Annotated in this window: 37 protein-coding genes; 2 read left to right on the top strand and 35 right to left on the bottom strand. The window is 41.6% G+C overall.

The features are described from left to right. Positions 1-19: 19 nt before the first annotated feature. From umuC to M992_RS12460, 17 genes are all read right to left on the bottom strand, one after another. Positions 20-1,282 (bottom strand): translesion error-prone DNA polymerase V subunit UmuC, encoded by a 1,263-nt coding sequence (gene umuC, locus M992_RS12380; protein WP_053908871.1) that lies wholly within the window; start codon positions 1,280-1,282, stop codon positions 20-22. Further along, positions 1,282-1,695 carry a translesion error-prone DNA polymerase V autoproteolytic subunit gene (umuD, locus tag M992_RS12385; RefSeq protein ID WP_053908873.1) on the bottom strand — a complete coding sequence of 138 codons (414 nt, stop codon included), beginning with the start codon at positions 1,693-1,695 and terminating at the stop codon, positions 1,282-1,284. Before umuD ends, umuC begins: the two co-directional genes overlap by 1 nt. 133 nt (positions 1,696-1,828) lie before the next feature. Beyond that, entirely contained in the window at positions 1,829-2,062 is a 234-nt protein-coding gene (locus M992_RS12390; RefSeq protein WP_053908875.1) for a DUF1799 domain-containing protein, read from the bottom strand. A gap of 53 nt (positions 2,063-2,115) precedes the next feature. Continuing rightward, positions 2,116-2,430 (bottom strand): phage tail assembly chaperone, encoded by a 315-nt coding sequence (locus M992_RS12395; protein ID WP_053908877.1) that lies wholly within the window; start codon positions 2,428-2,430, stop codon positions 2,116-2,118. Next, a complete protein-coding gene (locus M992_RS15660) occupies positions 2,430-2,741 on the bottom strand; it encodes an Ig-like domain-containing protein (RefSeq protein WP_082335438.1) in 312 nt (103 codons plus the stop codon). The genes M992_RS12395 and M992_RS15660 overlap by 1 nt, the downstream gene beginning before the upstream one ends. Then, the gene (locus M992_RS12405; RefSeq protein ID WP_053908878.1) at positions 2,687-3,346 is read right to left on the bottom strand and encodes a phage tail tube protein; all 660 of its coding nucleotides are present in this window, start codon (positions 3,344-3,346) and stop codon (positions 2,687-2,689) included. Before M992_RS12405 ends, M992_RS15660 begins: the two co-directional genes overlap by 55 nt. Before the next feature lie 46 nt (positions 3,347-3,392). Then, positions 3,393-3,794: a phage tail terminator-like protein gene (locus M992_RS12410; RefSeq protein ID WP_053908880.1), complete on the bottom strand. Its 402-nt coding sequence runs from the start codon at positions 3,792-3,794 to the stop codon at positions 3,393-3,395. Next, positions 3,791-4,372, bottom strand: coding sequence for a hypothetical protein (locus M992_RS12415; RefSeq protein WP_053908882.1), 582 nt, complete (start codon positions 4,370-4,372; stop codon positions 3,791-3,793). Before M992_RS12415 ends, M992_RS12410 begins: the two co-directional genes overlap by 4 nt. Before the next feature lies 1 nt (position 4,373). Further along, the gene (locus M992_RS12420; RefSeq protein WP_053908883.1) at positions 4,374-4,727 is read right to left on the bottom strand and encodes a hypothetical protein; all 354 of its coding nucleotides are present in this window, start codon (positions 4,725-4,727) and stop codon (positions 4,374-4,376) included. Positions 4,728-4,729: 2 nt separating this feature from the next. Beyond that, on the bottom strand, positions 4,730-5,209 hold the full coding sequence (locus tag M992_RS12425; protein ID WP_053908886.1) for a DnaT-like ssDNA-binding protein: 480 nt from the start codon (positions 5,207-5,209) through the stop codon (positions 4,730-4,732). Between the two features lie 38 nt (positions 5,210-5,247). Then, complete coding sequence (locus M992_RS12430; RefSeq protein WP_053908888.1) at positions 5,248-5,487, bottom strand: Ig-like domain-containing protein; 240 nt, start codon at positions 5,485-5,487, stop codon at positions 5,248-5,250. 47 nt (positions 5,488-5,534) lie between these two features. Next, entirely contained in the window at positions 5,535-6,488 is a 954-nt protein-coding gene (locus M992_RS12435; protein ID WP_053908890.1) for a major capsid protein, read from the bottom strand. Between the two features lie 13 nt (positions 6,489-6,501). Further along, on the bottom strand, positions 6,502-7,275 hold the full coding sequence (locus M992_RS12440; RefSeq protein ID WP_053908892.1) for a hypothetical protein: 774 nt from the start codon (positions 7,273-7,275) through the stop codon (positions 6,502-6,504). 112 nt (positions 7,276-7,387) lie between these two features. Next, positions 7,388-8,509, bottom strand: a complete 1,122-nt coding sequence (locus M992_RS12445; RefSeq protein ID WP_053908893.1) for a structural protein — start codon at positions 8,507-8,509, stop codon at positions 7,388-7,390. Further along, positions 8,506-9,876: a DUF4055 domain-containing protein gene (locus M992_RS12450; RefSeq protein WP_082335439.1), complete on the bottom strand. Its 1,371-nt coding sequence runs from the start codon at positions 9,874-9,876 to the stop codon at positions 8,506-8,508. Before M992_RS12450 ends, M992_RS12445 begins: the two co-directional genes overlap by 4 nt. After that, complete coding sequence (locus M992_RS12455; protein ID WP_053908896.1) at positions 9,876-11,450, bottom strand: terminase; 1,575 nt, start codon at positions 11,448-11,450, stop codon at positions 9,876-9,878. The genes M992_RS12450 and M992_RS12455 overlap by 1 nt, the downstream gene beginning before the upstream one ends. Continuing rightward, complete coding sequence (locus tag M992_RS12460) at positions 11,447-12,013, bottom strand: terminase small subunit (protein ID WP_053908899.1); 567 nt, start codon at positions 12,011-12,013, stop codon at positions 11,447-11,449. The genes M992_RS12455 and M992_RS12460 overlap by 4 nt, the downstream gene beginning before the upstream one ends. Positions 12,014-12,525: 512 nt before the next feature. Between M992_RS12460 and M992_RS15665 the strand changes: the two genes are divergently transcribed. Next, complete coding sequence (locus M992_RS15665) at positions 12,526-12,738, top strand: KTSC domain-containing protein (RefSeq protein WP_162200745.1); 213 nt, start codon at positions 12,526-12,528, stop codon at positions 12,736-12,738. A gap of 421 nt (positions 12,739-13,159) precedes the next feature. Here M992_RS15665 and M992_RS12470 read toward each other — a convergent pair whose 3' ends face one another. The 3 genes from M992_RS12470 to M992_RS12480 all read right to left on the bottom strand — a co-directional run bounded on the left by M992_RS12470 (position 13,160) and on the right by M992_RS12480 (position 14,417). Further along, positions 13,160-13,636 carry a lysis protein gene (locus tag M992_RS12470; protein ID WP_053908904.1) on the bottom strand — a complete coding sequence of 159 codons (477 nt, stop codon included), beginning with the start codon at positions 13,634-13,636 and terminating at the stop codon, positions 13,160-13,162. A gap of 132 nt (positions 13,637-13,768) precedes the next feature. After that, the gene (locus M992_RS12475) at positions 13,769-14,242 is read right to left on the bottom strand and encodes a lysozyme (protein WP_053908905.1); all 474 of its coding nucleotides are present in this window, start codon (positions 14,240-14,242) and stop codon (positions 13,769-13,771) included. After that, a complete protein-coding gene (locus M992_RS12480; protein WP_174721775.1) occupies positions 14,226-14,417 on the bottom strand; it encodes a phage holin family protein in 192 nt (63 codons plus the stop codon). Before M992_RS12480 ends, M992_RS12475 begins: the two co-directional genes overlap by 17 nt. A gap of 208 nt (positions 14,418-14,625) precedes the next feature. On the opposite strand from M992_RS12480, the gene M992_RS12485 reads away from it, so the two are divergent. Then, positions 14,626-14,847, top strand: coding sequence for a hypothetical protein (locus M992_RS12485; protein WP_053908906.1), 222 nt, complete (start codon positions 14,626-14,628; stop codon positions 14,845-14,847). Here the strand turns inward: M992_RS12485 and M992_RS12490 are convergent. The 15 genes from M992_RS12490 to M992_RS15310 all read right to left on the bottom strand — a co-directional run bounded on the left by M992_RS12490 (position 14,824) and on the right by M992_RS15310 (position 22,211). Continuing rightward, positions 14,824-15,015 carry a hypothetical protein gene (locus M992_RS12490; RefSeq protein WP_053908907.1) on the bottom strand — a complete coding sequence of 64 codons (192 nt, stop codon included), beginning with the start codon at positions 15,013-15,015 and terminating at the stop codon, positions 14,824-14,826. The two genes, M992_RS12485 and M992_RS12490, sit on opposite strands and share 24 nt — an antisense overlap. 325 nt (positions 15,016-15,340) lie before the next feature. Further along, positions 15,341-15,844 (bottom strand): antiterminator Q family protein, encoded by a 504-nt coding sequence (locus tag M992_RS12495; RefSeq protein WP_053908908.1) that lies wholly within the window; start codon positions 15,842-15,844, stop codon positions 15,341-15,343. Beyond that, positions 15,841-16,041, bottom strand: coding sequence for a hypothetical protein (locus M992_RS12500; RefSeq protein ID WP_053908909.1), 201 nt, complete (start codon positions 16,039-16,041; stop codon positions 15,841-15,843). The genes M992_RS12495 and M992_RS12500 overlap by 4 nt, the downstream gene beginning before the upstream one ends. Further along, on the bottom strand, positions 16,031-16,624 hold the full coding sequence (locus M992_RS12505) for a recombination protein NinG (protein WP_053908910.1): 594 nt from the start codon (positions 16,622-16,624) through the stop codon (positions 16,031-16,033). Before M992_RS12505 ends, M992_RS12500 begins: the two co-directional genes overlap by 11 nt. Before the next feature lie 60 nt (positions 16,625-16,684). After that, positions 16,685-17,023 (bottom strand): hypothetical protein, encoded by a 339-nt coding sequence (locus tag M992_RS12510; RefSeq protein ID WP_053908911.1) that lies wholly within the window; start codon positions 17,021-17,023, stop codon positions 16,685-16,687. Beyond that, complete coding sequence (locus M992_RS15135) at positions 17,020-17,163, bottom strand: hypothetical protein (RefSeq protein ID WP_156317261.1); 144 nt, start codon at positions 17,161-17,163, stop codon at positions 17,020-17,022. The genes M992_RS12510 and M992_RS15135 overlap by 4 nt, the downstream gene beginning before the upstream one ends. A gap of 190 nt (positions 17,164-17,353) precedes the next feature. Then, the gene (locus M992_RS12515) at positions 17,354-17,800 is read right to left on the bottom strand and encodes a recombination protein NinB (protein ID WP_053908912.1); all 447 of its coding nucleotides are present in this window, start codon (positions 17,798-17,800) and stop codon (positions 17,354-17,356) included. 224 nt (positions 17,801-18,024) lie between these two features. Further along, the gene (locus M992_RS15140; protein WP_134473729.1) at positions 18,025-18,198 is read right to left on the bottom strand and encodes a Lar family restriction alleviation protein; all 174 of its coding nucleotides are present in this window, start codon (positions 18,196-18,198) and stop codon (positions 18,025-18,027) included. Then, on the bottom strand, positions 18,195-18,368 hold the full coding sequence (locus tag M992_RS15145; protein WP_156317262.1) for a hypothetical protein: 174 nt from the start codon (positions 18,366-18,368) through the stop codon (positions 18,195-18,197). The genes M992_RS15140 and M992_RS15145 overlap by 4 nt, the downstream gene beginning before the upstream one ends. After that, the gene (locus M992_RS12525) at positions 18,365-18,625 is read right to left on the bottom strand and encodes a hypothetical protein (protein WP_053908914.1); all 261 of its coding nucleotides are present in this window, start codon (positions 18,623-18,625) and stop codon (positions 18,365-18,367) included. Before M992_RS12525 ends, M992_RS15145 begins: the two co-directional genes overlap by 4 nt. Beyond that, positions 18,625-18,912: a hypothetical protein gene (locus M992_RS12530; RefSeq protein ID WP_053908915.1), complete on the bottom strand. Its 288-nt coding sequence runs from the start codon at positions 18,910-18,912 to the stop codon at positions 18,625-18,627. Before M992_RS12530 ends, M992_RS12525 begins: the two co-directional genes overlap by 1 nt. Beyond that, positions 18,912-19,568, bottom strand: coding sequence for a hypothetical protein (locus M992_RS12535; protein ID WP_053908916.1), 657 nt, complete (start codon positions 19,566-19,568; stop codon positions 18,912-18,914). Before M992_RS12535 ends, M992_RS12530 begins: the two co-directional genes overlap by 1 nt. Before the next feature lie 25 nt (positions 19,569-19,593). After that, on the bottom strand, positions 19,594-20,973 hold the full coding sequence (locus M992_RS12540) for a replicative DNA helicase (protein ID WP_053908917.1): 1,380 nt from the start codon (positions 20,971-20,973) through the stop codon (positions 19,594-19,596). Position 20,974: 1 nt separating this feature from the next. Then, positions 20,975-22,051, bottom strand: coding sequence for a replication protein (locus M992_RS12545; protein WP_053908918.1), 1,077 nt, complete (start codon positions 22,049-22,051; stop codon positions 20,975-20,977). Next, positions 22,044-22,211 (bottom strand): hypothetical protein, encoded by a 168-nt coding sequence (locus tag M992_RS15310; protein ID WP_169774238.1) that lies wholly within the window; start codon positions 22,209-22,211, stop codon positions 22,044-22,046. Before M992_RS15310 ends, M992_RS12545 begins: the two co-directional genes overlap by 8 nt. Positions 22,212-22,225: the final 14 nt, after the last annotated feature.

Genomic DNA, 22,225 nt, shown 5'->3' on the forward strand with positions numbered 1-22,225 from the left:
TCAACGTACCACTTTCATTTCAGATTTTAACTACCGGCAACTCATCAAAATTTGTCGTATATGCTGGTGACAACATTTCACGTTTCATTTGATATCCACTATCGCCGCCTTTCGCAGCAAACCAGACTTTTCCTAGGCTACTATTGTTTATAGTATCTATTGTTTTCATAAGTTTATCACTGTTCTTAAATGGCTTCCGTGTCGAGAACATGTCGAACTGAGTGATATCTGAATCAGTGAAGTCAGACAGTATTATCCCTGCTTTATAGTAGCGATATCCATCTCGCCAGATAGTATCTAAACCTCGCATGGCAGCATTGATAATGTCTCTCGTGTCGCTGCTTGGGTATTCAAGTTTGATGCTGACACTATTCGTATAATCTTCACCAGAAGCATGACGGCTAGTTTGAATAAATAGACCAATGATCCGGCATCTCTGTTTTTCTTCGCGTAGCTTTTCCGCTGCGCGTTCCGCATAGTCACAAACAGCTTTCCGCATAGTTTCAATCTCTAAAACCTTCTTACCGAAAGACCGCGAGCACAATATTTGCTGCTTAACCTTTCTGACTTCTTCAAGTTCAATACAAGGCTCGCCATTTAACTCTCGGAGCGTCCTTTCTAGTGTTACGCCAAAAGTTTTGCGTATTGTGGCCGCCGATGTATTCGCCAAGTCTAAAGCGGTATAAATACCCATAACTCTTAACTTAGCTGAGATTCTACGACCAATACCCCATACCTCTTCAATCGGAATAAGTGACAGTAATTTTCTTTGCCGACTTTTATCAGATAACTCGACCACACCGCCTGTTTTTCTCCACGTTTTAGCTGCATGATTAGCAATCTTCGCGAGTGTTTTAGTGGGGCCAATCCCGACACCTACGGGCAAATGAGTTCGCTGTAATATTGTTGATTGAATTTCTCTCCCGTAATCTTCTAGATTAAAGGTATAGGCTAAGCCAGTGAAATCAAGGAATGCTTCGTCAATCGAATATATTTCTAAGCGCGGGGCGTACATTGATAACAAAGACATCACTCTATTGCTCATGTCAGCGTATAAGGCATAGTTGGAGCTAAATATATTGATGTTATTTTGCCGGTAATAATTCCGCCGTTCGTAGTAGAGCTCACCCATTTTGACACCGAGTTTTTTGGCTTCAGCAGAGCGAGCAATTACGCAACCATCATTATTACTCAGTACAATTACTGGCTTTCCCGCTAAGTCTGGCCTAAATACTTTCTCGCAACTTGCATAGAACGAATTAACATCAATTAAGGCAAACATCACTGAGCCTTGTGAATAATAAATGTGACCACGCCAAATATCTGTAAATCCTGTGCATCACCTATATAAATAGGTTGAAAATCAGGATTCATCGGCATAAGCATCGGGGGGTGAGACTTCAATCTCTTAACTGTGAACTCACCATCAACGCTAGCTATCACAATATCTCCATCCTTTGCCATCAATGCGCTATCGACTATCACAACATCGCCATCGTAAATATTTGCATCGATCATAGAATTACCTTCGACGCGCAACATATATGTACTGTCAGGATGTTTAATCAACGTGCTATTGAGATTTATCCTCTCTTCCATGTAGTCAGCCGCAGGTGACGGAAAACCCGCAGGAACCCTGTCAAGAAATAATGGAATATTAAGAACGGACTCCGAATCGATAAGCTCTAGCTTCATAATGCACCAAGATATAACTGTATTTATATACAGTATATTCTAGTCATTTCGGTTGTAAAGATTATTTTTAACACCAAAATACTACTCACAACGATGCCTACTTAATACACATTGGTACTAGGGCATTGCTGCCCTATTTTTTATGCATCAACTCTAAAGCTTTTGATTCCATAAGTTGAATATCCTTAATCGCGGTTGCTTGGTCGCTAATGCCATACGTACCGGCCAACATTGGGATAACCGTATAGTCTAAGCCTGTAGGTCCATCCACGCTGACTCGCCACTGTGTTGATAGAGCTTGGAATAAACTCACTGACTCTTCAATGTCAGGGGTAATCTCAACAGCACTATCATCGAGATCACCCAATAAATCTAATTCAGCGGCAGTTAATGGCTTGCTATAAAGAGCTTGAGCAACCGCTAGGAGTTTTTTTCACGAATACCCAGCAATGCCTGCCGATAAGAGGAGAAAATTTCAAATGCTGCACCGGGGTAGTTATCAAAAAATTCAGAGACATTATTATGCGTGAATTCATGATCCTTAAATCCCCAACCTTTAGCTATTTGAAGCAAAAAGGATGCATCAGTTAAATCTTCTGCTTTCCCCATATCATCTAACTCACTCATTTTTTTATGAATGAAAATGAATGGTAGATCACCTTGCTTGCCATCCGGTGTTGTAATTTTTACTGTATGTTCAAAAGTAGGATTGGGATTATACGTTAGCTTAGCCATTAATTTACCTTTTCGTTGATTGTGACCGTGGTTTTTGCAAAGACATCATCTATGGCGGCAGTGATAGCCGTCTTTCCTGCAGCCTTTAGTGTGACTTTACCGAGATTGCTGACGGTGGCTTTTGCGGTATCAGCGCTACTCCATGTAACATTCTGACTGGATGCGTTATCGGGTATTATGGTGGCGTTAAGTGAAATAACATCCCCCACAGTGCCCGCTATAGCTGTTTTGTCAATCGTTAGCCTTGATACCGAGATTACTTTGCGTGGGCGTAGACAGATTGCTTTGAGCGTAAAGAGAATCGAACTGATGTCGTCTCAACTTCATTCACGGCAGTATCAGGAATTTCCTTATAGGATGTAGCAGCTAAATAGTAGCGATCTTGCTCTGCTCTTTTATTATAAAAGCGCACTGCGATCAGCTCTTTGCTATCATCATACCCAAGAAGCAATCCATGATGTTTAGCTTCAGGGTTATATGCCAATGTATATGTAATTACATACGGATTTTTAAAGGTATCAATGCTGATAGCTTGTTCATCTTCTAAAAATTGAACCGTTGTTGATTGCTGATCGCCACCTTCAATTCCAACCGTTGTCACTCGCTTAATTTGAGTCCAGCTAGTTACTTTCTTTAGTGTTCCCGCAGCTTCTTCGCTAGGATATTTTGCTTTATCCATACTATCAAAACCATCTATAGTGATATTGCTTGCTGATACTGACTTGACACGTTTAGGGCCATTCAAAATTGGCCAGCTATCACTAATAATTACAATATCACCTACTTTAATATCACCCGGGCTAGCAACAGTAAGAACCACTTCGCTAGCATTTGTTGCGGCTGTAATTTTAATTTCCTCTCCGTATCCACTGGATACGGAAACAATCGAGCCATTAGGAATGTTATATTCCGCCATGATGAACCTCTTTTTGTATATAAAAAAACCGCCCTTAGGCGGTAGCTTATTTAATCGAATCACATCGATAAGATGTGCGTATTGGAATTATGTAATTAGCTTCTCTAGTGAGTGGTGGTAATTGATTTGGCTCACTATTGAGATAAAGTGTCTCGGTCAGCGTTAACCCATTTTCTAGCTGATCTTTAATGCTATCTGCAATGTGTGTTAATTGCTCCTCACCACCTCCCACCTTTCCAACTATATTAATTTGAATGACACCTTTGAAAATTGGCATATCGAGCGCAAGCCCGAGATTATCAGTAGCCGCCGGCATAATATGTATTTGCAAATAAGTGTCGTTAATACTATCGAATGGCACATTAGGCCATGCGACTTTTAACCCTTCTTGATTTGCAATTTTAGCGACCAATAGTCGTATAGATTGATTAATTTCAGACTGCTTCATAACTTCACCTCAACCACTGATTCTCTAAATAACTTATCAAAATCTTCAGCGGTGATGGCCACCATGCCATTCGGTGCTTGCTTTGAGTGCCCCATCTCTAATGGATAGGCATAAGGCACATTATTGGTAAAATAAATCGCATTAGTTCCAACTTTAAATTGCTCTAATACGTATTTACCCACCGCTTTGGTCATATTGCCTGATTTATCAATTCGTCCTGTCTCTCCGTCTGCCGGAGTATCGAACGTCACTTGCCAATTGCCTCGAAAGCGCCCACCGGTATAACCGGGTGGTGCGTTAATATCCATCGAATCATCAACGCGGACGCGCTTTTTTAATAGACGCTTTTTTGGCGTAAGATTATTAGGGTCTTTTCTCAACTCTTCGTTATGGTCAAATACAGCGCGGTTGTAGTCAGCAGCGACCTGATTCACATCCCAAAGTTCTGGATTGCCTACCGGTGACATTTGAACCAACTGAGCCAGAATTTTAAACCCCGTTGCCTTAACTACCGATTCCATATCCACTTGGGCATTATCAATAAACAGGTTAATTGACCGCATAAACGATTGTGACATGTCACGCCCTCAATTGAGATTGATAGCAAATCACAAGTTCAGCGGGTTTAATCGGATTAGGCTCTTGAACACGCAACCACAAGCCATCAACTAACACTCGGTCCCCTTTTTGAATAACCATTTCTGGAGAAAAGACCATTCTGATATCAGTCGACAAGATAAGCGTTCCATCAATATCACTGGGTTTGTATTGCACTTTCACCCCAGTGACCAGAAATTGAGTTTCCGCCTCATGGTGCTCTTTACCCGTATCATCATCGACCCAATATTTGCCATCACGCTTAACTTGATATGATGCGCCGTATTTTTTCAGCATGCGTAACGCAGTGTGATGACCTCGCTGATAAATATTCATGGCTACCTCATTGCAAATGTATTAATGGCAAATCCATCTGAAATATCGATCAGTCCAGACAATAAACCTTTTAACCAAGGGAAATTTGGCGCGCCAGTATTAGTTCCTTCCGCATATTGCACAGTAATCGCGCCCTCAATTCGCTCAGAGGTGATTTCAGCACCTAGCGTGGGCTGTAAGTCATTTTCTCTTGACTCAATAGCTAAACGGCATTGAGCTTGGATTAATTGCTTTGGAATGTCATTACTTGGGATTGCCACGCCATCACGAGATAATCCTGAACGTGGAAAAGATAAAGGTTGATCGGCATCAGTTCGTTTCCCTAACCATTTCTGTGACTCTAGATAGTCCATCGCCTTAATTAGTAATGATTCTAATCCTCCAACTACTAAAGTGATATTTCTATCCTCAGCATATTTCTTTAAATCATCAACACTGGCGTAGCTATTAAATGTTGGAGAATTTTTATCAGGAACAATCATGCTCACCTCAAAAAAAGAGGGGCACAAAGCCCCTTAAATTACTCGTCTGGAGAATTTTTTTCTGTAAATGTGATTGCATCAGTATTTTGTGCAACACCATTAACTGTGGCTGTGGTAATAAACTCACCCGGAGTATCAGAGGTCAATTTCACTGTCGCACCACCGGCTTTGCCCGTCTTAGATGAAGCAGTACTTAACTTACCACCTGTTGTAGACCAGTCTACGGTAGCCCCCTCAATCGGAGAGTCACCTTTGGTATAATTTAGCGATACTGTCACAGCATCTACACTGTCAGCGATAGCGGACGTTTTATCCGCTGACAGAGTTACTTTCCCACTTCAGCAGTCAACTTGATCATGACGCCTGCGGTTAGTTTGTCGCTAGTGAAATGTTTCTTCCAGTTACCCGCTGTACCTAGTTGTGTTAAATCAGGGTTCTTGCCTTTCGATTCATCCCAGCTATAACCCATTACACCAACGTTAACCACACCTTCACCACGATAGCCAATTTCCAAGTTCTCCTTGTCATTGATTTCATAAGAGCGGAAGGTCGGCTCTTGGGATTCAGTGATAGTCACAGCGCCTGGAACTAAACCAAAGATGGCATCTACTGGCGCTGTGTCTGTAACCAGAACAGGCTTACCTAACGTGCCCGGCTGTCCGCCGTAGATAACCACACCTGCCTCTTCATATACCTTATTGTCAATTGCCTGATCAACAATATCGAAGTAGGTTGTGGAGTGCATAACAAACAGATTTACACGATTAAACTTATCGCCGTACTTACGCAAGCCTTTGGTTAACGTCTTCTTGCCGTCTGTTGCAATATCTGCAGTCACTACCATTTCTTTGTTATTGCCGATCGCTGCACCTAAAGCAGCTAAAGAGTATTTAATATAGCCCTCTAGTGAAGCATCTGCTGCATCCGTACCAACCAGCTCAGAGAACTCTGATACATCACGTCCACGGCGTTTAAATGCTTCTTCTGTCGTTGCATAGGGGCCATATTTCCAAGGCGCTTTGACATCAATAGACTCACCTGCACCGATTTTTTTACTCTCAACATCTTTTGTTGAATCAACATCACGATGTTCAATCGAACCGCCGATCTGATAGAAAGCGCGTTTACGGAAGTCACCTTCAACAAACAGGTTATCCAGCACGATGGCACCATTAGAGGCCTGATTAAATACTGCTAAATTATCCTGACGGCGCTCTAAGAATGCCGTTTGTGCCAAGTCATTATAAATTACTAAATCGCTATTAGTCGTCGTAGCCATTGCTTATATTTCCTTACTCTTTTGGAAGTTTTAAATATGCGTCACGCCCGTATCGGCGAATATAATCGGCCTTATCACCTGCGGACATTTGAGAACGTTTGAGATGTACGCCACTTTGTTTATGTTTACCTGCATCGGTGCCAGAAGCTGCGGGGAATAAATGTGGTGCGCTTTCTTTCAGGGATTCAATCCATTCAACAGGGGATAGTGGTGTGCGACCATCTTTGCCCATGACTGGATTGCCATCTTCATCAACGGCTACGGCCTGACCTTCATCGTTGATTTGAAAAATGCCTTTGGCACGCAGAATTAAATCTTCTTGCGCACTGCTTAATGCTCCCGCCTTTCCTGCTGCTGAACGAATTTCATCGCCCAACACACGAGCGCGGAATTTATTGGCAAATATTTCAGCCTTTTCAACTTTGGAATTAGCCTCTTTCAATTGCTTATCAACATCACCACGCAAACGCTCAGTACGCTTATTAATGACTTCATCAAGCTTGCCATCAGCAATAAGCTTAGCTTCTTCATCATTTTCAAAGCGTTTAAGCATTCCTTTCACCGTGTCAGGATCAATGCCTTCAAAGCGTTTTAAATTGTCGCCTTGCTCTTTAACCTTTCCTAGCAACTCATCACGCTTGGCTTTTAGTCCAGATACCTGCTCACTTACCGCCTTATCAATAATAGCTTGAACTTCAGGGGTGATTTCTGGCGTTCCGGCACCTCCACCTTGCGAGCCATCATCAGCCGGTGAGTGGTATTTGCGTTCAATATTCATAAATAACATATGCTTCCCCTTGGGATTAATGTGCGCCTAGCGCGTTGTAATAACTCAGCCCTAAGCTGAATTTAAGTAATAAAAAAGGCCACCGAAGTGACCTTATTAAATAGTTTGTTGATTAGCTGTATCCAGCCTCTATAAATACTTGCTCGTCTATTTCTCTAAGTTGCTCTAGCGAAATAAACTCACCTTTATCTGTATAGAATTCAGAAGGGTGTATGCCGCCTTCTTTCATCAACCTAAATCGAGTTCCACCAAATATTTGTCTTTGCCGCCATTCAGGTTGTCGCTGTATCCAATCAAGAAAATTAGTATCTACTGGCACTTGCCCATCCATTGATGCGCGGGTTTCTGTATCAATTTCATTTGCGTCAATACCAAGCTCTCGCCATGACTTAGTGACTAAGGTTTCGGTAGAGCGGCAATTAAAATGAAGTTTTCCGGGACCTTGTAAATAAGGGATTTTGTGCCCTATTGGCCTACCTTCCAATGTATACCTCAACCTATCTCGAACAATGCAATCATGCGAGGTTTTATTGTCGAGAGTGGATAACCACTGCTTGCAATCAAAAATACTTTTATTTGCGTCAGCAAATTGCTCTCTCGCTGTTGCTTGTAAATGGCTAATGGCAGTCTTAGCTATTGTCATTGCATTAGCTCGACTGAGTTGTAATGCGCTATCTTTATAATCTTGATTTGCATGACCTCTAATTTTACGACCAATATCTACCGTACTATCACCGTTTAAATATCCATTACGAACGACATTATTTATGCGCGCCATGCGGTCTGACTCTAACCCACTTCTCCACTCCGATAATAATTTCCCCTGAAAAGGTCGAGACATTACCGCCGAAAGTAGCATTTCCTCGGTAATGCTCATCAATGGATATTGGCGTAAAGCCACATCAGGCAACAAAGCATCAAATAATGAGGAATAGTAACCAGCCTCATACAATGCGTACTCTCTCATTTCCTCTGTCAGTAACGAAAAAGCACTATCGACAGCCCGCTTGTTAATACTTCTAACACTAGAAAGTAATGACTCTAGTCGCCTTGCTGTAAAGCTATTAATATCAATCGTAGCATCATCCAAAGTCACAATAAGCGAAGCCGTCAATTCAGCATCAAATTCATTGAGCGCTTTTATCATGCGCCTTGCCACCCCGGTAGAATAGCGGCCAGAAAATAGAGAGTGGGCAATTAGCTCATCCATCAATTGCTCATTCACTGATTTCATACTTCACCTGATATTGTCGGATCTTGGTTATTAAGCTCATCTACAACCAAATCAACATCGTCAGCAGGATCAATCACATCATATTTCTGTAAGCTACGTACCAGATCAGATTTGCGAGTAGCACCAGACTGCCATGCAGCAACAATTTCTCGAAGCATCGCACTATCTGCTATGTGATTAACAAGGTCCTTGTTAATTTCGAACGAAATATCACTGGCCTCAAGCCCAAGATATTCAGCGCACCACACAAGAGCCTTACTGCATGCATCAGAAACGTTTGAGCAACAAATACTTAAAATAGAGGTCTGGGCATTTTGCTCACCAACAGATTGAATAACTGTTTTTACCTTACTATCCGCAGAGACTAATTGAGCACCTAACGCAACCATATAATCACGCTTACTGTCCATCGCTTCTTTGGCCAACATATTTGGCTGAGCTTGCGCGTAACCAAAAAAACCTTTTTCTGGCAACATAATTGGCGAACGAGAGCCAACCATAACGCCTTTCTTTTCTAGATGGTCACGCCAATCTGTATTCAACCCACCCAGATACGGTTGTATTTGTCCACAGAAGAACACTGAATCTTCATAATCAGCAGAGTTTCGATAATGCCCAAGATTAATTTTAGCTAAGCCGGCCAGCGGGGCTTCATCGATAGTATGATCATTGTTCTGGGCACCTATGAATGTAAACGGAATTTCATCCCATGCCCCATTACCTGCGCGCTCAGGAATATATTCAGAATCAATCTGAAAAACATTACTCCCACTTAGCTTACGGTATACACGACAAATAAACTTACCATCTTCTATAGCTAAAACTCGATATTGAAGAACATCTTTAAATCCAAACCCATCCTCTTCCTCAACCATTTCACGAAGCACCACCAACGTTAACATGGTTCGGCCATTGATGCGGTCTGTTCGCCAATTAATAATATCTTCAGCACGATATTGGAATATAAACGGAAGTTTAGAATCACTGTTGTAATCCACATACAGACCATGACGACCGACTTCTAATATTGATTCAAGTGAGGACTGAGCAAGCTGATAAATACTTGAGCCGGCACCATCAGCATCTTCTTTTAGACAAGACAGTTTTTCGACAACAGCAACCAGCGGATCCTTTTTAAACGCCATACCTATCATGCCGTTACGTGTGTTACCTGTAATTGGGTAAAATACAGCGCGATCTTGATAATCCTTATTACGTTTCTTTTTACGATTAGCGTCTTGCTCTTCAAGCTCAGGAAGGTAATTTTTTATATCCTCACCCCCCCGACAAACAGAGCGCACCAGCTCCCACTGAGGAGCAGCCGTTTTATACTCCGGTCGAGTGAAATCTACGTTTATCATACTCATCAGAAGGTTGTTCCTAGATTAATTTCAAAGGCTGGGCGAATAGGCCTGTGCAACACTCGATAACGCGTACCATCCCAGTCGTGGTCTTCTTGCTCGGTATCCACATCATCCGGGTTCTTTGAATCGCGCACTAAAACAGGCACACGACTGATCCAGCCTCGACAATAATCAAACACGTAAAAAGCGGGCTTTTCTGCCATTCCTGACTCTGTTTTCTTACCTTCGATCACCGCCTCTAGCATGTCAGCAAATAGTGATGCCCCATTAATACGGGAGCCGGGGTTTTTATTCGCTTTCATCCATTCGACACCTTGAGCTTCCATTTTTTGTGCAATGGAGTCCTCATCATCGTTTGGGGTGTAAATCGAATTATCCGCAGGGCCTTTAATTACTTTTTTACAGATATTGGGCATGATATTCATTTGCCCCTGAGTTAGACCATCTTTGACTATTTCTTGGGGAATAACAGAATCCACCCCCGCCAAGCGCAGGTCAATCCACTTAATTCCTTTAGCAACATTGGTGGATGACATGTTCAGACCTTTATTCAGCTCATCAGGGGGACAACCGTACCATTCGCCGATTAAGATTAAGGATCCGGCCGGTGGACAAAATTGACGGCCATCGGGTAATGTGGCTTCGGTACCATCCGATTGCGCCCACCACAAGTTAGAAAATGGCTTTGACTCTCCCCAGTCATGGGAACGGTCAACAATCCAGCTATCAGGTATTCGAAACGGCTTAATAACGTGATGAGTTGCATTCCAAAGATGGTCAAACCGTCCACCGCTCGTCACATCCCAAGAACCTTCTACCCACGCCTTTTTACGGTTTGGATCTTTAATGCTCATGAGTGTGGCTATGTATTGAGGATCTAAGTACGGATTTTCTTTAAATGAGCCATGGATAGCGACACGAGTTAAAGTAATTTCTTCGTCGCGCTCAGTTTGCGGGTTAAACACTTTCTGTGTTTCCCGAATCACGGTTCCTCGTGGCTTTGGTTCGATAAAACGCTTTTTCACCCATGTATGACCAATGCCAAACGGGTTGGTCGTACTGAAAACCTCAAGCGGAATAGGCTTTAGTAATGTGCCATTTTCAAGAGGGTAATCTTTTGGCCTAAACGATGAGCGCCGACACGAGAACATTGCCTCATAAAAATCAGATGACTTTTGCTTAGTTAATTCGTTAAAGCCAATAAAGGGGAACTCTTGCCCATGATAATCCCAATAATCATCCGCTTCTTTACCAAAACGAAATAGTAGCTCTTCGCCAGTTGGCCATACCCACCTCAATTCTGAAGCTGAAGCAAGAAAGCGAGCGCCATCTTTAAACAACCGATACATACGTTTTGATTGCGTGATGATGTCAGCAAGGTTTTTGTACTCCGTATCAAATATGATACCGCGCCAAAATGAACCATAGCCAATACCCACATTGCGCCTAAAACGAGCTAATTGAGCCGCTGTTTTGCCGGGGCCTCGTGTTCCTTCATACAATATTTCATTACAGGGGCAACTTAGTGATAACGATTGAGATCCGGGTAAAGGTTTCCAAACTACATTGTATTTCATTCACCTAAAACCTCACCTTGTTGTTGCTGTGCAGCTTTCTCCCAACCATCTACATTGTCGCAAGATGGTACTGGCATGATGTTGTGTGTTGCTTCAACTTTCTGCTCAATCTGTTCTTTAAAAGCCTGAACCCTAACATGCTTGCCGAGTAACTCAAGGTTCTTCACCTTGTCAGGCCATTTGATTTTTTTGAGTAATGCTTCAGAACCTTCTTCGCTAGATGACATTACCATGACATCTAAGCCGCTTAGTGTTGTGCGCCATGACTTAGGCCAGCTTTTGACAGGTTTCAGGTCACCGGTTTCGGTGAGTATGTCTAGCACATCCATCTGATCTATTTCGACTAATCGCTTAAGGACGTAATCAGAGTCTATTTCAATACGCTCATTTCTATTTAATTTAAGTTCTTGAATTCTATTTTGAATGTTAACATTTATTAACAGTCGGCTTGATTGTGCGTTCGCAGTTTTCTCGCTGTACCCCGCACGAATAGCCGCTTGTGTGGCATTTAAATCGATGAGGTACTCGCGACAAAACATTTCTTGTTTATCGTTGAGTGCCATATTCATATCCTCATAACAAATTAAAAAGCCGGCTCACTCGAACTGGCTTTGTGACTTGCAATAAAAAAGGCCGCTGAGCGACCTATTCAATATTTGGCAAGTACATTTGAGCTTCTTTCACAACTCGCTCTCTTGCGGTTAGTAGCAATGTTTTCTGCCCCAACGCCCAGTTAGCAATCGTTATTGCGCAAATACTTATATTTTTAGTTGCAGTGTTGATTATCTCTAAGGCTCATTACCTAAAAATTGGTTCGATGTTTTTTAGATATGTGTTCATGTGGTGCACAGGATGAAAATCGGAGATAAAAACACTTAAAAGTAATACTTATATTTCAACTAAGAATGCTATTAACCGCAAATATATTATAAAAATTAATATATTTTTATTCTTTTTTTCGGATAGGATGTACAATAATGATATGATATTAAAAAAGTCAAACTATGTTTATATCCCTCTCAGCATATTAATGCTGTCTCTCAGTACCGTTGCAAGTAAAATTAAGGCAATACTAATGTTTAAACATCACGTTAATTCCCCTAATATTTATACCATTGGTTACGATAACGAGACAAAAGTACTTGAAATTAATTTCATTTCAAATCGTACTATCAAATATATCAATGTACCACTGATTAATTATCAACGATTAACTGTAGCAAAAGATAAAGAACATTATATTGAAAAGTATATAAATAACAAATACCTAAAAATAAAAGATTGCTAGATAAGATTCTATCTAGAGTCAATTACTTTCTTGTCTAAGCTATCAAATTCATATCATCTACCACCACTATTATTAAATAATGTTCGCATCGAATTTAATTGTTCTCGTAGCATTTTGTTGTAGTTCATTACATATATTAACTAGCTATTTCAGTATGCTAATGATGCGTTACTTGCTGATGTTAATATAAAAAATAAATGAGAGCGATAGAATGGAAAATACTATAATTCGGAAACTCATTGAGTTAACACACAACGAAAATAATAAAATCAAGGTTACTGCGATATCAGCCCTTGGTGAGTTATAAAGCTGCCACAGGATAAAAAGCTGCAATCTCAAGGCTTATTCAATTATGCGATGACAAACAGGAATAGATAGCTGTTTGTGCAGTTTATGCATCAGGTAGGCTTTCTTTGCATTTCTAATATGAATTACACTGTTCTTTAATGTATTCCTGAAGCCCTAATATCATTTGCTTGGACTCTGCGATTCGTTGTCTGAGTAACCAATAATTTCCGATAGCGGTGTCAGTAGGTCTGGCGGTTGTTCCATTATCCAAGCTGGCGGTTGAATTGGCTTCGCTTTTCGGACAACTGGCTCTGATGTACACCCGCTCAGGATTACGCTCAGCAGCAATACGCAACTGGTCAATTTCAGCTTTAGCATTTGTGAGTTCCGTTGTGTGTTTGGTGTCGAGTTCGTGAATGGAGTTAATGCGATTTTCGTAGTCTGTAGTAATAGCTACTTGCTCATTTAGGGCATTATTCAATGACTCCTTCTCTTTTTTTATCTCAATATTTTCATCTGCTAGCTTTTGATTTTCACTCACCTGCCAGTTAAGCAGCCCACCCAAAATAATGACACTAACTAGTGTAAATGCTGTTATTTTCCAATTCACATCACCCCCGATAATGACTTAGTGCAACTTGGCAACGCTTTTCTATCCCCTGCGGATCATTGCGACAGGTATCATCAATCAATAAATATGCGCCCGATCCAATAAACAAAATAAGGTAAGCAACCAAGCAGACTATAGACTTCCAAGGCATACGGTCTTTTCTATTTCTCTGCGTGTTATCAGTCCTTTCCATTGTTTTCCACCTGCGTATATCCAGCGGTTTAACTCGTTACATGCTCCGTCAATATCGCCAGCGTTTAGTTTTTTAAGTAACGTTGATCGAGAAAATGCACCTACACCAAAGTTGTATGTGAATGAATAAAGAGCAGCTCGAGTCTCATCGCTAATATCAACTTTGATCAGCGGGTCTATACCGCTGCGAACTTTGCTGAGGTCTTTTTCAAGCAAGGCTAGGCACTCTTCCTCGGTATATGTTTTCCCGTAAACAATGTCGCTACCAGTGTGCCCATAACAAACCGTTGTAACACCCACCACGTCTTTGTATGGCTTGTGTTCTACGCCTTCAAATAGTGAAATCATTGCAACTGACAGACCAATAACCCCACTACCAATCGCGACCGCTATCTTCTTAGGTATTTTTGCCATCTTTCACCGCCTTTAGATTGAATTCTTTGCGCTTGTAATAAAAATTCACTGCGAACGTTCCGACTATACAAAGGATCCCAATAAAAACAGCCCACTGATCTAATGACATAGCACCGATAGTGGCGGTGAATACACCCCACGCATAAGCAAAGGGGCTTGAGTATTTTTCTTGCATGTGTATATACACCCCCTTGCGGAGTGTTCCGTGATTAAAGTTAATGAGATGCCGACTCACAGATCTTATGTGAATATGATGTGTTGTGATTGATTCTGCGGTCGGCATATTTAGATTAATGAATCCAATTAATATTTAAGTTAAGTTAGAGGTTCAGCCCTATGTGACTTATCGAAGGGATGGCGATTAACTTCGGTGTGAGGATTTTATGTCTAAATTTGTTGTTCGTGGTGTTTATGATTTATCTCATGCTTACATAGTAGATCCAATTCCCAATATTAATTATTTGGTAAATGTAAGTTTAAGCGTCAACGGTATAAGTACAATGATTGGTATTGATGCTGTTTCGAATGACTTAAAAAATAAAACAATAGATGAAATTGGAAAATTAGCCTATCAGAAATTTTTAGCTAGCACGAAGTGTGACTAACAGCCTCAGTTCGTTTATTGCTGTTACGTTGGTTTCTTGTGTGCATTTAACAGCTTGATTGACGCTATCAAGCTGTTTTTCTAATGCTGCAACTCTTTTTTCTAAACTACGGTCAGCTTTTACCTTAGAAATGCGGGTAATTCGTGCTTTTTTGATATTTCGACTCATAACTACCTACCTTAAATACAAAAAAGGCCGCACTAGGCGACCTCTTGGATGTGAACTATCCGCAAATTCCGGAGAGCTGGAATACTACAATGCAAACAAGCACTCTGGAATAATATCAATGAGTTAGACTATGCTACCCTCATTGATGAGGGAGACAAAACCCTCGAATTCGGGGGAATTAAAATCCGTCAAACTCATCAAGCATGTAAACCTCTATAACGAGAAAAGCCCCTACCGGAGTAGAGGCTCTATTAATCTGGTTAAGCCAACCTAAGAACAGTTAAGGCAGCTTACCTGATAAGTATTGCTAATTTGCTATAACGTGTCAATAGCAAAGTTCACTTATTTTCTTTATTTTCGCTACACGTTTACGATTATTCATAGCATTTCGAAGAGGTTCATACAATAACCACTGGCAAGCCTTTAACTTTTTGTCTACTTCATTCCTGCAAGTTCCGAAAGATGGCTTTTTAAGTCTGTTGCCTCCTCTTGTTTGCATTTTGCGGGGTTTTGCGACTGAGTGGTAGTAAGATGCTATCGAAAGCTTGGAAGCCCCACACGCATAGTAACTAAGTAATATCTTGTAAGCCCGTTCATCTGTGGCGATGATTGAATCTACGACCTGAGAAATCAACATTCCTTCATCGTCACTGCACATCGGTCTGGTTGGGGTATTATCCGGCTCAACCGTCTTCATGAACTTATAAATCATATTGATCATGCGTATATTTAAACGCCCTGAATGAACCCACGCCCCCCATAACTCAAGCAAATTATCAACATAATCTAATTGCTCTTTTGTAAGCTCTTTCTCCCCGATGTAGCTCATCTTACCTCCGGCAATACAGTGTGATGCCTGTCGCTTTTTGTGCTGAACATAATTGCTAGGAAATGGTGTTTTTCAGCCCTGTGATTAGTTTCAATCTTCATTTCACGCCCACTTTTCTGCACCACCGCATAATCAAATTTGAGCTGTTGCTTTAGATATCTAGCCTCTTCAATTGCTGCGTCTATATCAGTGAACATCTTTCAGCTCCTTCAATTTCTTCCGGTAGTGATCCCGTATTCGCTCATAGTCCTCGCGCTTCCACTTTGGTAACTCATGAAATCCCATCAAAATATCGAATCGCTCCTGTCCGATTTTCTCTATCAGATTAGGCGTGTATTTTTCGATATTGCCGGAAAGGTGGTTATTGCATGGGGCACATTGCTTATGACAGTTGTCCTCATTAAATCTAAGCTCAGGATTTGCGCCAGTGGTTCGATAGTGTCCAGCGTGATATTGGCCTTCGTGAAATCGCCCACAGGAGATGCAAGGTTCGTTTAGGTCTCTATATCGGATGTAGGCGTTAAATGCGTTCTGAGCTTGCTGCGTGAAGTATTTGAGGGGTTTTACTGCTAACTTTCTGATTTTGAGTTTATCGCGGGATTCTTTTTCTTTTTTCTGACGTTCTTTTTTGAGTTTAGCCTGTGCTTTTTCGTAATCCTTTTGCCTTCGCTTTACCCCTAGTTCAGCTCCATGCTCTGGGCTACACCACTCGATATTGTCATACTTTGGGTGAAAACAACTTCTGCAAATTGCACATCGCCGCCGTATTGGTTTAGCCATATATAACCCCCATCGCTAAAGTGACAATCGAAAAGAATAGAATCACGTGTCGGGTTCTAATCATGCTCTAGCTCCAGCCAATAACGAGTTAAATCTTTCTATCAAGTAGTCGGGGAATGCTCGGCTAAACGCGCCTTCTCTGCTGTTTAATTTGCTGGACTCCCTCTTTTTTATCTCTGCGTTGATGGCAATACTCACATCACCGATTATCTTAAATGTAGCAATCTTACCCCTTTGCTTTTGCTTGGTTACTGCACCCCACACAACAAGGTCATTCAGCACCGACGAGTAATTATTTAAATGCACGCGCCCATTGTCTAGATCTCGAACAATGACAGATGTAATCACATCGCCAACTTTGAAGTTTTTAGCAATTATCTCCGCTATAACAATATTCACTTACTCGCCCTCCGCTTCTTGGCTTCTGGCTTCTCTTTGGGATCTTCGGTGTCAGCTTGCTTTCCCTGCGGCTGTAAGCACTGAGGAATCACTTCCATCCACTTTTTCATTTGCTCAAGTGCGTTAGTTCGCTTTGCCATTATTTCTTATTCCTCCGCTTCTTGGCTGCTCGGTTTATCTTTGAGTGACCTGTGATGCGCTTGGTGGACATGGGGTAACTGTAACAACTGCGACTATGGTTGATAGCCCATAAGGCGCTCTGTGCTGATAGTGACGCAAGAAAACGCGCCATTGTTGATATGATATTCATCGCTCTTGCTGCTCCTTGAGTTATTCCCTGTGCCCGTAGTAGTTGTATTCATAACGAGTTGTGCGCAGCTTTACGCCACTTTCTACCGCCCAAGCTGTCGAGTATTCAATTAAGCTACTCATGCGCTTCTTGCCCATCTGAGACGTGCTCTCACGTATGTTTAATAGCTCACCTTCGATACCACGAATTAACGGTGACTCTTTCGCCCCTGTCGTAACCATCCAGTGACCAGACACAAAGACATTCTTCCACTGCCATAATTTCAGTGGTTCATTGTTGAGTGTCATTTGCTTTGATACATCACCACATAGCGCATGAAACATATCGTTCTGCGGTAGTGTTCGGCTGGATTCTGATATTTTTACTTCTAGGGGGAATTCTTCGTTGAGGGGTAAGGCGTGTAGTGCTGCTATCAGGTTATCTCGTATTCGTTTATTTCTTAGAAGAAACTTTGTGGCTTTCTCCAAGTTAACCTCCTATTCAATTTTTTAGAAACACGTTGTTGAATAAGAAAAAACAAATATAAGCCATGGATATTAACCAGAGAATTATCGCTGCCGCTGATATAACCTTCATTATGATAACGAACCAGTTATTATCCCCGTCAAATACCTTCAGCATGATAAATGCCATTGCAAAGCCTAACCCGCAAAATAGGTTCATGCTGATTTTGTACATCAATGTTATTGGGTCACTCACTGTTAGCTCTCCTGTTCCATGCTGCTATGGCTTCATCCCACGATGGCTGCGCCATGCCTCGATGCGTACAACAATGGCAAATTACAAACCACATTGGGAATTTTAGTTTTCTAGCGACACCAACTTTTGTTGATTTACATTCAGGGCATTTCTTAAGTTCGGTCATAGTTTCCCCTCAATAACTAAAGCCGCTATGACTACCGCTATTGGGTAAGTGATTATTTTGAAGTAGAAAATTAACATTTCTTTTTTGGTTGGTTTCTTGACTTGAAGTGCTCGTTGCTTCATTTGACGCCCGAGTAATTTTATATACTCATCACTAATTGGCTTCATCATTCACCCTCTGGCATTGGTGGTGAGCACCAATCAGTTACATTGCTCAGTATTCTGCTTTTCCCGTTTCGACTAAAGTGAATAAAAGTTGGCTTTTCCTGCTCATCGTAGATAAATATAGCTCTAGCATTTGCACCATTGTTTTTAGTCAAAACTACTGCGTAATCGTTAGGCAATTCCTCGCTCACCTTAACCCAATTAGTTCCCTGCATTAGATGCTCCCCGCGATCTGTTTGATTCTTGAAATTTAAAACTTTCATCACTCAATACCTCGCTTAATTGCCAGCTTAGCTTCTCTGCGAATTGCTATCCCCATTCGTTCTAGCCAGTCGGCGTATTTCAAAATTGCTTCAAGTTCGTTGCCGATACTTGGAAAATCATCATTGCTTATGTCAACTTCAAACCGACCAAATTTGTCTTTTTTTACCGTCAAATCTTGCTCAAGAGTGGTGACGCCGTTGTGGTGAGTGACTTTAAATCGTTTCAATCTGCAATCTTTTTCAAGCTTATAAAGTTCTAGCTTCATCTTGGTTTGCTTGGTTTTCATTATTTATCCCACTCGTAAATAGGTCTATATTCTCGACAGTAAATATCAAGACAGCCGCTAAATGTATAAGGGTCATATTGCCAGCTAATTTTCCCGCAGCACGGACAGTTCCATCGTGTTTTTCCGCTATTGCCTTTGCGTCTACGTTGCTTTTTAAGCCACTCAGGAACGCGCAAGCCTGCACTTTGCACCATTGAACGAGCATTGAAGTTAGCTAATCGGAATGTTCGTCTTTTCTGTGCATCAGCAATATCTAACGGTAGCCAGACAATGTTATCCATCGTTAAATCTGGAGTGGTGAATCGCTTAGCTATTGAAAAGTTTGTTGATGGGTATCCGCGGTCATTCAGCCAGTAAACATCATTACCGTCCCAATCTCCTTTCACGTAGCCAACATAACTAGTGCAGCCTTCCTGAATTACTGTCTCGCGCGGTATGTACTGACAATCGACGTGATATTCAGCAAGTGATAGAACACTTTCAGTGCATACAGGCTGGTCAATACTTCTTCCGTGCTCCCACGCCTTCTGCGCTTCCTCTAACGTGTATATATGAGCCTTATCGATATCAGTGGCATAACCTTTGCCGTCCTTGCAATGAAATGATGCGTTGCTACCCACCGTGTCACGGGTGCATATCATGTAAAATGATTTCATCTAGAAGTCCTTATGATTTGGTGTGTTAACACTCGATGTCTGCATCCTGGTAACGATCTAGCACGCTCCGCGATAAATCAGTTTGGTCTAGGCCGCCTCGGGTGTGAGTGAAGTAATAGGTTTTTTCTGCCCCTGGTGCGTGACGTGACTTTGTGCAAATAACCTCTGTTACGCCCTTCATTTCAGTGCCCGGATTGTATTTTTCATCTCGATAAATCATGAAAATAACATCAGCCTCCTGCTCGATTACTCCAGATTCTCTCAAGTCTGAGTTTCCAGGGCGTTTATTCGTCCGCTGCTCAAGGTTGCGGTTTAATTGTGCCAGGGCGACAACCGGGCATTTTAATTCTTTAGCCAGGTTCTTTAGTCCCGTTGCAATTTCACCTACCGATTGATTCATGTTTTCAGGGTTAGTCATTTTCATCTTCTGTAGGTAGTCCACGATGATCACCCCTAGACCGCCCGTCTTTTTGTGCATTCTCCTGGCGTCAGCTCTGATTTCATGAATACTCAAGGATGGCTTGTCATTGATGTAAATTGGCGAGTCCTTAATCTCTGCTAGCGATCCGGATAATCTTGCCCAGGCTTCATCCATGTGCATTTTTGATTTTTCTTTCCCCAAAAGAGATTCCTTATCAACTCCAGCATGATGAAAAGCAACTCTCTCAGATATCTGCCAGGCTGGCATTTCTAGGCTGTAAAACATGACTGGCTTATGATTTTTAAGTGCTACAGACTTCGTTATAGCTGTACTCATCATTGTTTTACCCATTCCTGGACGACCACCAATCACAATGAGATCCGTGTTATTGAAACCCCAGAAAGCCTTATCGATGTTTTCCATCCCGAACTCAGTTTTATACTTCCAGATATCACCATTAATCATTGATTCGATAATCTCTAGCGACTCCTCAACTCCTGTCATAATATGCTGAGTTTCCGTAGCCTGATCATTGCTAACGCTTGATATTTCTTCCTGGATTTGCCCAGCAATATCGTGAACGTGAGTTACTCCGGCTTCGTTTATCCTGGATATACCACTTTGAAGAATTGAAATCGTTCCCCTGGCCAGTGATAGCTGCTTAACTTTTTCGACATATCCAGGCAGCATCTGGATGCTTGGTAAGTCTTTAGCGCATTCTGCTAAATATGAAAAACCACCACTATTTTTGCTATCACCAACTTGCTCAAGCTCACTGTTAACCATTATCAGGTCTATCTTTGCACCTGCTTGGTTCATTCGCTTCATAGCTCGAAGGATTAACTTATTACTAACCGATGTGAAGTCGTCTTCTGACAGGGTTTCAATCGCACTTACAGCCATATCCCCATATTCACCAGATGCATTTAAAATGCCGCCAATCACTGACTTTTCAGCGTATAAATCACAAAACTTGTTGTTCATGTTAAATTCCTTTTTTACGCTCTGAGTATTCGCGTTTAGCTTGCTCGTAGGTTTGCGACCATCTAGCAGGGGTTAAGATCCAATCCAGGGTCAACCAACCTTTTTCACTCAAACCAGAAAATAAACTTGATTGAGATATGAGCCTGAAGCAGGTATCCATGTGCTGAACCTCTCGCCACTGGCCTTTGTTAGTCTTTCCATTCCAAACAGCTTCCAGGTCTTTGTATGCAGGTCTGCGAGGTGTCCACTCCTGGGTGTCAATCGCTCTCTCAGGGATGTATTTATTCCAAATTTTAATCAGCTCATCGTGTGGGCAATCAACTGGGTTAATCCCGTCACGACTTTTCCATTTCAGCGCACCAGCTAGGTATCCATCAAAACGTTTCATCCTAAAAATATTTTCAATTGTGGGTCTAAATGACCAGGTGCTAATCACATACTCCATCACCAGTTTTATTTCATCAGGCGTATAACATTCACCTTTTGATTTAACTGTGTTGAGAGCTTTCAAAATTGGTGCAGTAGATTGGAACTTGGAATTGGTTAGCTGGTTGTAATAATCAAGAATTTCGAGAGCGATATTTTCCCCCTCGGGGGTAAGGGGGATATTGTCTTTATTGTCTTTTGTAATATTGTCTTTTGTGGTTGACCGTTTCGGTAAAACCTCTTTTACTGTTTTGGTAAAGCTTTTCTTTACCGTTTCGGTAAATGTTTTACTCTTTTGGTCAATGTCAGTATTCCAGTCAGAAATATCTTTATTCATTCCAACTTTTCTGCCTTCCTGGATAAATACTTTCATGCGGATTAATTGATTTTTAGCTGTCGAGCATTTAGTGCTATCTAGCCTGGTCATCTTTTCTAGTTGAGGGTTGCTTACCCAATCCATTTTTTTGTTAAAGCCATATGTTTTTCTCCATACGGCCATAACGATAAGTAATTGATGCTTAGTAAGCCCAGCAAGCATGATTGCATCCAGTAGCTCATTAGCTATTCTGGTGTAGCCGTTATCAAGATCTGCCACTGTAGGCCTCTCTTGCCGTTGTTGTTTGCTAAAATCAGCGTATGCAACGTTACCCATGCTGTTTCCCTCCTGTGACTTCCTGACGATGCTCAAGCCGTAATTTTGCATCTTCCAATGCTGACCTGAGCGCCTTAGCTCCCTGCTCAGTGACCGAGCGATTAGCCCGATCACGCATGACGTTTTTATGCACAGCGCTGTAATTAAATTTATTTCTCATGTATAATTACCTCG

This window comes from Moellerella wisconsensis ATCC 35017 (assembly GCF_001294465.1).
Classification (GTDB): domain Bacteria; phylum Pseudomonadota; class Gammaproteobacteria; order Enterobacterales; family Enterobacteriaceae; genus Moellerella; species Moellerella wisconsensis.

Excerpts from the sequence above, each read along its gene's own strand:
- umuC (WP_053908871.1), bottom strand. The coding sequence starts at position 1,282 with ATGTTTGCCTTAATTGATGTTAATTCGTTCTATGCAAGTTGCGAGAAA.
- umuD (WP_053908873.1), bottom strand. The coding sequence starts at position 1,695 with ATGAAGCTAGAGCTTATCGATTCGGAGTCCGTTCTTAATATTCCATTA.
- M992_RS12395 (WP_053908877.1), bottom strand. The coding sequence starts at position 2,430 with ATGGCTAAGCTAACGTATAATCCCAATCCTACTTTTGAACATACAGTA.
- M992_RS12405 (WP_053908878.1), bottom strand. The coding sequence starts at position 3,346 with ATGGCGGAATATAACATTCCTAATGGCTCGATTGTTTCCGTATCCAGT.
- M992_RS12410 (WP_053908880.1), bottom strand. The coding sequence starts at position 3,794 with ATGAAGCAGTCTGAAATTAATCAATCTATACGACTATTGGTCGCTAAA.
- M992_RS12415 (WP_053908882.1), bottom strand. The coding sequence starts at position 4,372 with ATGTCACAATCGTTTATGCGGTCAATTAACCTGTTTATTGATAATGCC.
- M992_RS12420 (WP_053908883.1), bottom strand. The coding sequence starts at position 4,727 with ATGAATATTTATCAGCGAGGTCATCACACTGCGTTACGCATGCTGAAA.
- M992_RS12425 (WP_053908886.1), bottom strand. The coding sequence starts at position 5,209 with ATGATTGTTCCTGATAAAAATTCTCCAACATTTAATAGCTACGCCAGT.
- M992_RS12435 (WP_053908890.1), bottom strand. The coding sequence starts at position 6,488 with ATGGCTACGACGACTAATAGCGATTTAGTAATTTATAATGACTTGGCA.
- M992_RS12440 (WP_053908892.1), bottom strand. The coding sequence starts at position 7,275 with ATGTTATTTATGAATATTGAACGCAAATACCACTCACCGGCTGATGAT.
- M992_RS12445 (WP_053908893.1), bottom strand. The coding sequence starts at position 8,509 with ATGAAATCAGTGAATGAGCAATTGATGGATGAGCTAATTGCCCACTCT.
- M992_RS12450 (WP_082335439.1), bottom strand. The coding sequence starts at position 9,876 with ATGAGTATGATAAACGTAGATTTCACTCGACCGGAGTATAAAACGGCT.
- M992_RS12455 (WP_053908896.1), bottom strand. The coding sequence starts at position 11,450 with ATGAAATACAATGTAGTTTGGAAACCTTTACCCGGATCTCAATCGTTA.
- M992_RS12460 (WP_053908899.1), bottom strand. The coding sequence starts at position 12,013 with ATGGCACTCAACGATAAACAAGAAATGTTTTGTCGCGAGTACCTCATC.
- M992_RS15665 (WP_162200745.1), top strand. The coding sequence starts at position 12,526 with ATGTTTAAACATCACGTTAATTCCCCTAATATTTATACCATTGGTTAC.
- M992_RS12475 (WP_053908905.1), bottom strand. The coding sequence starts at position 14,242 with ATGGCAAAAATACCTAAGAAGATAGCGGTCGCGATTGGTAGTGGGGTT.
- M992_RS12480 (WP_174721775.1), bottom strand. The coding sequence starts at position 14,417 with ATGCAAGAAAAATACTCAAGCCCCTTTGCTTATGCGTGGGGTGTATTC.
- M992_RS12485 (WP_053908906.1), top strand. The coding sequence starts at position 14,626 with ATGTCTAAATTTGTTGTTCGTGGTGTTTATGATTTATCTCATGCTTAC.
- M992_RS12490 (WP_053908907.1), bottom strand. The coding sequence starts at position 15,015 with ATGAGTCGAAATATCAAAAAAGCACGAATTACCCGCATTTCTAAGGTA.
- M992_RS12495 (WP_053908908.1), bottom strand. The coding sequence starts at position 15,844 with ATGAGCTACATCGGGGAGAAAGAGCTTACAAAAGAGCAATTAGATTAT.
- M992_RS12500 (WP_053908909.1), bottom strand. The coding sequence starts at position 16,041 with ATGTTCACTGATATAGACGCAGCAATTGAAGAGGCTAGATATCTAAAG.
- M992_RS12505 (WP_053908910.1), bottom strand. The coding sequence starts at position 16,624 with ATGGCTAAACCAATACGGCGGCGATGTGCAATTTGCAGAAGTTGTTTT.
- M992_RS15135 (WP_156317261.1), bottom strand. The coding sequence starts at position 17,163 with ATGGCAAAGCGAACTAACGCACTTGAGCAAATGAAAAAGTGGATGGAA.
- M992_RS15140 (WP_134473729.1), bottom strand. The coding sequence starts at position 18,198 with ATGACCGAACTTAAGAAATGCCCTGAATGTAAATCAACAAAAGTTGGT.
- M992_RS15145 (WP_156317262.1), bottom strand. The coding sequence starts at position 18,368 with ATGATGAAGCCAATTAGTGATGAGTATATAAAATTACTCGGGCGTCAA.
- M992_RS12525 (WP_053908914.1), bottom strand. The coding sequence starts at position 18,625 with ATGAAAGTTTTAAATTTCAAGAATCAAACAGATCGCGGGGAGCATCTA.
- M992_RS12530 (WP_053908915.1), bottom strand. The coding sequence starts at position 18,912 with ATGAAAACCAAGCAAACCAAGATGAAGCTAGAACTTTATAAGCTTGAA.
- M992_RS12535 (WP_053908916.1), bottom strand. The coding sequence starts at position 19,568 with ATGAAATCATTTTACATGATATGCACCCGTGACACGGTGGGTAGCAAC.
- M992_RS12540 (WP_053908917.1), bottom strand. The coding sequence starts at position 20,973 with ATGAACAACAAGTTTTGTGATTTATACGCTGAAAAGTCAGTGATTGGC.
- M992_RS12545 (WP_053908918.1), bottom strand. The coding sequence starts at position 22,051 with ATGGGTAACGTTGCATACGCTGATTTTAGCAAACAACAACGGCAAGAG.
- M992_RS15310 (WP_169774238.1), bottom strand. The coding sequence starts at position 22,211 with ATGAGAAATAAATTTAATTACAGCGCTGTGCATAAAAACGTCATGCGT.